This is a genomic window from Endozoicomonas sp. ONNA1 (assembly GCF_024606325.1).
In the GTDB taxonomy this organism is placed as follows: Bacteria; Pseudomonadota; Gammaproteobacteria; order Pseudomonadales; family Endozoicomonadaceae; genus Endozoicomonas_A.
On sequence record NZ_JAHHPN010000095.1, the window covers coordinates 1 to 1,661 of the forward strand.

The window sequence follows — 1,661 nt, forward strand, 5'->3', positions numbered from 1 at the left end:
ACCAAAAAATGTCCAATTTGTTTCAACCCGGTGGAAGACATTATGGTGTTACAAAATTGCGGGCACGCTGGTTTCTGCGAGGGTTGTGCCGGGCGAATTGTACATGAGCAGAGGGACTGCCCGTTTTGCCGGGAAACACCTTCATCATACATGAAGGTGATCGACAAGTCTTTTTATTGAATGTGTGCACATTACTGGTGTATTGCTTGAGGCTGTATTTGCCTGAGAGCCAGAGATACATCTTCTGCCCATTATTGCTACCTACTATAAACGGCATCGATTGCTATATGTTTTCACGAGTGTATTAAAACAGAGCTAAACTGTCTTTTACCAAAGCCCTGAATAATTCAGCCTTCAGGGCTTTATTATGCGACAGTGGTTTATTTATTGCTGATAAATGTCAGTTGTAGTAGTGCAGTTGTTTTAACGAGAGCAGGTGAAAGTATGACCTTATGGTATTCCTATAAGACGCTTTTATTTTCAGTGTTTTTTTTTATCAGCAGGGGCTGGCAAATGACGCCTATATCCTTAGAGAATTTTACGACTATTTCAAGGCGAACTCAAAACTGCCTTTAAACCGAAAACCGAGACACACAGACCAGAGCCCACTTGAAAACATCCGCATTGGCTTTGTCAATCTTAATTTAGCCTCTGACCATGTATCTGGAGATGGGCGACTGGAAATTTGTGAAAATTACGAAGTGACTGAGCAAGACTTTAAACGTCTGATAAACTTTTATTTTAATTATGTGGCCATGGATGAACGATTTCACAAAAATCGCATTCAAGATGTACTCAGACTTATACATCATATATTCACTATAAATATAAATAAGATCAATGGAAGAAATTCGAATGATAAAGAGTTAATCAATGCAATGGCAAAAAGCCTTTTTGAAAAGATGTTTTTGTCTGTCAGCATAAATGACAGAACTAATCCTTGTTTTCATTATTTTCATTTAGGTTCAGCGGAACATTATTTCAGTGATATTGGTGTTAATAATGATTTAGTACTGATGTTTCTTGCTTTTCTTGGTCCTCATTTTCTTACCATGGATGAACTTTCGGCCTACTTTAGAGTGTTGCATAGCCGTTATACCGGAGAAAGCTACGTTCAGGCATTTTCCAATGCATTGCTTTCTAAAAATGTCAGTGAATATCATTCTCCGCAAAGCATTGTCCATCAATTGAATGACGCCGCATTGGACACAGAGACAGCACTTCTAATCGGTTTAACTGCAATGGCATCAGAAGCTTTTCAGTGCATCAATTCAGGGCTGGAATCCACAGAGACACTGACAACCTTGCTGATAAGATACGCGCCACACGAGCTTTTGGGCATTATCTACAACAATATAGCCAGCCTCTGCCGCTCAGAATGCCCATCACGACCAGAACACTCATGTCCTGCACCTCAGATTATGTTTACCGAGAGTGGCATGCAAGAGTTTACACTCAGCATTTTGCGTATTGACCTCACCACTGGATTATCGGCGGCATTATCAGAGGCGTCATCGTCAGAAAGCCTGGGCTATCCATTGGATTATTCTGAGGATTCAGACAATGAGGGTTCGGTTGAGGAGTCAGATTCTGAGCATCAGGATCGGTCAATAGTCATTCAACAACAAAATGAACTGATAGCCCAACTACGACAGGAATTA

At 40.6% G+C, this 1,661-nt stretch carries 2 protein-coding genes; both read left to right on the plus strand.

The genetic code is table 11. From position 1 onward, the window contains the following. The coding region (locus tag KDK19_RS02190; protein WP_257252585.1) for an RING-HC finger protein at positions 1-180 on the plus strand (180 nt) is incomplete at its 5' end. A 698-nt stretch (positions 181-878) separates the two neighbouring features. Then, positions 879-1,661: hypothetical protein (locus tag KDK19_RS02195; protein ID WP_257291255.1), on the plus strand; the 783-nt coding region annotated here is incomplete at its 3' end.